The sequence below is a fragment of the Microcoleus sp. PH2017_08_TRC_O_A genome (assembly GCF_020738665.1).
In the GTDB taxonomy this organism is placed as follows: domain Bacteria; phylum Cyanobacteriota; class Cyanobacteriia; order Cyanobacteriales; family Microcoleaceae; genus Microcoleus.
In genome coordinates this window covers 1-4597 of sequence record NZ_JAEQCE010000169.1, presented here as the reverse complement: position 1 = coordinate 4597, position 4597 = coordinate 1, and the positions used below count along the sequence as shown (strand labels likewise).

General features: G+C 44.8%; 5 protein-coding genes. 1 reads left to right on the top strand and 4 read right to left on the bottom strand.

Annotated elements, in window-relative coordinates:
* Nucleotides 1-95: 95 nt before the first annotated feature.
* From JGK22_RS32525 to JGK22_RS32510, 4 genes are all read right to left on the bottom strand, one after another.
* Nucleotides 96-1964 carry a tetratricopeptide repeat protein gene (locus tag JGK22_RS32525; RefSeq protein WP_293186647.1) on the bottom strand — a complete coding sequence of 623 codons (1869 nt, stop codon included), beginning with the start codon at nt 1962-1964 and terminating at the stop codon, nt 96-98.
* 65 nt (nt 1965-2029) lie between these two features.
* Nucleotides 2030-2866 (bottom strand): Uma2 family endonuclease, encoded by an 837-nt coding sequence (locus tag JGK22_RS32520; RefSeq protein WP_293314501.1) that lies wholly within the window; start codon nt 2864-2866, stop codon nt 2030-2032.
* A 128-nt stretch (nt 2867-2994) separates the two neighbouring features.
* Nucleotides 2995-3243, bottom strand: a complete 249-nt coding sequence (locus JGK22_RS32515; protein ID WP_293214261.1) for a type II toxin-antitoxin system MqsA family antitoxin — start codon at nt 3241-3243, stop codon at nt 2995-2997.
* Between the two features lie 12 nt (nt 3244-3255).
* Nucleotides 3256-3519 carry a DUF433 domain-containing protein gene (locus JGK22_RS32510; RefSeq protein ID WP_293314499.1) on the bottom strand — a complete coding sequence of 88 codons (264 nt, stop codon included), beginning with the start codon at nt 3517-3519 and terminating at the stop codon, nt 3256-3258.
* Between the two features lie 31 nt (nt 3520-3550).
* Here JGK22_RS32510 and JGK22_RS32505 point away from each other — a divergent pair, with 31 nt between their 5' ends.
* Nucleotides 3551-4363, top strand: coding sequence for an ABC transporter ATP-binding protein (locus JGK22_RS32505; protein ID WP_293314497.1), 813 nt, complete (start codon nt 3551-3553; stop codon nt 4361-4363).
* Nucleotides 4364-4597 lie beyond the last annotated feature (234 nt).

Genomic DNA, 4597 nt, shown 5'->3' with positions numbered 1-4597 from the left:
CCTGTTCCACAAAGAGTTAATTTTATTGTGGGGTGGGCATCTTGCCCGCCCCCTTTCTTTCTTAGCAACAGGCAAGATGCCTGTTCCACAAAGAGTTAAATAGATTGCTGGTATTTTTCCAACAATTCTGGGATATAATCGTAGCCATCAACACCGATCGCCGGAATGATACTCGCTCGACTTTTCGCCAAAGACTGCTTAAAAGATTCAGCCCCCATTTGTCCGCGCAAAATTGTCAGCAAACCAGCCGATTGTCGCCATTCCATCGCCCCAATTTGCTCCAAAGTATACATCCCCAAACAGCCAGCAAAAATTGCTTGTTCTAGTTGATTCAGACTGTAATAAGCTTGAGCTAAATAAGCCAAATTGAGACCTTGGAGATATAAGTCGCCGGAAAATTGAGCCGCTTGCCAACCTTTGACCAAATACTCGATCGCACCGGCAGCATTTTCCAGAGCAATTTTAGCAATACCGAGGCTGCTGGAGCAAAAAGCTTGACTTTGGCGATCGCCCAATTTTTCCGACAGCAGCAAACCTTGCTCCAAATAACTAATAGCACTTTCGTAAACCTCCGGTTCCACCTCCTCCAACTGCCGCGCCTGGAACACCTCGCTGTAGCCCAAATTAGCCAGGGCGTTCGCCTCACCTTGCCGCTCTCCCGCCTGCCGTGCCATAATCAAAGCCCGCTGACTGTAATTAATCGCTTCCTGATAATTTTTTTGAGCCACATAATTGCGGCTGATGTGATTGAGATTGGCGACTTCACAGGCTTTATCTCCTTCCATCCGGGCAATTTCCAGGGATTGCTTGTGCAGTAAGATCGATCGCTCGTAGGCCCCAGCCGCCTGCATCGAATAACCCAAAAGCGTCAAAATTCGAGCCTTCGCTTGAGTACCTTCAACACGCCGCAGCGGTTCATCTAAATAATCCAAAGTATGCCGCAAAGCTTTACCATCAAACGAAGCAAAAATCCCGCCGTAAAGCGGAAAGTATTCCCGCTGAGAAAAAGTGCGTAAAATTTGCAAAGTTACTTGAAAACAAGCATTTGCCAACTGTTCGCCGCTCTTAGTAGAATTATTAAATCCACTAGCTAGCTGACTCCAAATTACAGAAAAAGTAATGTAAGTAGAAATCGAAGCTTTTGTGGACACTTTGGAATCGTAAACTTGCTTGTCGAACCATGTTACCAAAGCCCGTTGCAAACACTGCAAAATTATCGCCAATTCCAGCAACGTACCTAATTCTACATTAGACTGCTTGGCTGCAAATTCAACGATAGAATCACCCCTGGCAATAGTCTGTAAAAGAGCGTTAGCAAAGGCACTATTAACTTTTTTTGACCAAAAAGCCCAAGGCCCATTTTGTTCGGGACTGCCGGCGAATCCTAGCTGCTGTGGCTGATAAATCCAGCCGACGAGTTCCGGTTCCAAGCGCTGCCAAGATTCTAAACCTTTAGCAATCCCGGCGGTGATTTGTTGCAAATCTCGTTCGGTTTCGGGATTGGTAGTTTGCAGCATTTGTTGGTGCACAGATTTTGACAATTGCTGCAATTGATCGAGAGTCAGCGGATGTTCTTTATTGGGATCAATTATTTGCAATATTGCCAGGAGGCGGCCGTTAGATTCGGCGGCAAGGATTTGTTGGATGGAAGATGCGATTTCGCGATCGACGCGGTTATCCTTCTGCCAACGTTCCCATTCTCCTTGGATAGTTTTTAGCGCTCTGAGGCTGCGATTTGCCTTGGCTTGTTTGATTTCGTCCTTTTCATTTCTGAGCAGGTTGTCGGTGGCATCGAGGCGTTCGCCAAAACAGCGTTCAAAGATTTCGCCCGTGCCGGTGCCAATGTCTTGCACCAACATTTGATATACTTGTTCTTTAGAGCGAATTTGACCTTTGAGGGTGATTTCGACAATTTTATCGATCAGTGCTAGGTAGCGATCGCGCAATGAAGTAGATTCTGGCATAAGTTATTTTTAGTTAATAAATTTTTATTGACACCGCGAGCCGTATTGCAGGCTGCTACTTAATTTTACAGATCATCTGGATTAATGCCCATGTCTCGGAGGCGATCGGCCAATCGATTTGCTCGCTGTCTTTCAGATTCAGCCCGCTGACTTTCAGATTCAGCGCGTTGACTTTCAGATTCAGCCCGTTGACTCTCTAATTCAGCCCGTTGACTCTCTAATTCAGCCCGTTGTCTTTCAAATTCTTCGGGAGTCAGAACCCAATCGCCACTAGCATCGTACCAGCGCAGCCACAACCTCGAAAAACCTTGATAATTACCTTCCCACAAACCAATACCTAACTCCAATTCCGGTATCCAGAATCGTGAATCAGTTAAAACTTGTTCGCAGTAACGATTATCAATCAATTGAAATACTCTCAGTTGATTAGTGTAGCGACTAAAAACAAAGTAGTAAGGAATCTGCAAAATCTCTTCATAAACTCGCCACTTAGTAGGCGGTTTATTTCGGATTTCTGGTGTAATTCCCAAATCTTCATCTTCAGTTCCAGGTGACAGCAGTTCCACTACTACTAGAGGACTAATATTTTCTTGCCACATCACGTAGCTGAGGCGCAAATCCTCACCTCGATAAAATCTAGAAGCGCCCAAGACAACGAACCAATCGGGTCTTTTATACCAATTGAGATGATTGGAATCGTAGTATAGATTGAGGTCTGTCGCTATAAAGATTTGGTCTAGCGGATGGTTGCGGGGGCGGCAGGTTTGACGCAGCAGTTCGGGTTGATAGTCGTGATATTCGTCAGGCAAACCGGGCTCCTCCGGGTCTTCACTAGGTAGATCGTACATCGTAGGGAGCAGTTTTGTTTGGTAAGGCTGCGAATCCGGTACGTACATCGTCATAAAATTACCCGGGCGAGACGGCTTAAGGAGATTGAGGCGGTACGGTCATTAAGACATTATAGCGGTTTTCGATTTCTTGCGAGTGCCGCTAAGGGCGATCGCATCTTCCCAAACAAACCAAAAATTATTTACGTGTAACTCTTGCTGGGAATTTGAATATATGAATCCGGCATTTCATTCTGCTGGTGAATAGCAAAGAAACGGCGCTCAATTTCTTTGAGAACTGCGGCATCATAATAAATCATGCCACAATTCAGACAAATCTCAACAGGCGTGTTAGGAACTAGCAAGTATTTACCTTGATGGCTGTAAAGGTAATTGATTCTACGTTCCTCATAGCGGTTGCTACCGCAGGTATTGCATCGGATTTCTCGCATGAGTTTATATTTTTATTTGCCAACTTCCACCAGCAGAGGTTCGATGTGCTCGTGACTAACCAGTCGGTGAGCATAAACTAGACAAGCCTGAATATCTTCTCTTTCTAACCAGGAATAGCCTTCTAGAATCGTTTCAGGAGTGTCGCCAGCGGCTAACATTCCTAGAATATGCTCAACTGCCAGACGGCGACCCCGAATAATCGGTTTTCCGTTAAATATTTGGGAATTTACTGTGATTCGTTCTAAGAGTTTTTGAGCATCCATAATTTGAGGCATAATTAGATATCTTATATTCTATCATTTGTTTATGAGTTCCGAACCCCTGACTCTCTCAAAAACCAATCCTGTTTTAGCCGCCCAAGGATTAACTCGCCGCTTTGGCGGTTTAGTTGCTGTAAACGACGTATCTTTTACAGTTGAAAAAAACGAGATATTTGGACTGATCGGCCCTAACGGTGCTGGCAAGACAACTCTATTTAATGTTATGACTGGATTGATACCTGCTTCTAGCGGTAATCTGATTTATCAAAATGAAAATATTTCCCAATTGAAGCCTTATCAAATTGCGAATAAAGGTATTGCGCGCACGTTTCAAAATATTAGATTGTTTGGAGAACTTTCTGTATTGGAGAATGTGGCGATCGCCCGACACATCCACAGCCGATCGCAAAATCCGGTATTATCGCTACTATCGGGGATTTTCGGCTTACCAGAATCTAACGCTATGGAGCGCAAAACCCAGCGAAAAGCCCTGGAATTGTTGGATTTGGTCGGTTTGGGCGATCGCGCGCAGGAACAAGCCAAAAACCTGCCCTACGGCGATCAGAGGCGTTTGGAAATCGCCCGCGCCTTAGCCCTGGAACCGCAAATCTTGCTGTTAGATGAACCAGCGGCGGGGATGAATCCGACGGAAAAGCACAAGTTAAGTGATTTCATCCGGGAAGTGCGGGAACAATTCAATTTGACTGTAATATTGATCGAGCATCACGTACCGCTGGTGATGGGATTGTGCGATCGAATTGCTGTATTGCATTTTGGTCAGTTAATTGCCTTGGGAGAACCTGCTATTGTGAGGAATGATCCGGCTGTAATTGAGGCTTATTTGGGAGATGAAAAATAGATTGTTCCTTGGGTGGGGGCGGGTTTATGAGATTATCGATTTCAGTCGATTATGGTTGGCGAGCCCGCCCCTAAAGGTATCATGTAAATTAAAATTAATATTAATGGCTGCAATCAATAGGTTTTTACCCAAATCTTGTAGATACTGTCTTGAGCTGTCAAGGGGTAGCAAGTAAATAATTGGGATCGAAAGGCTTTTGGGACTTTAAAATCCCAAAAGCCAAATGCACCAACT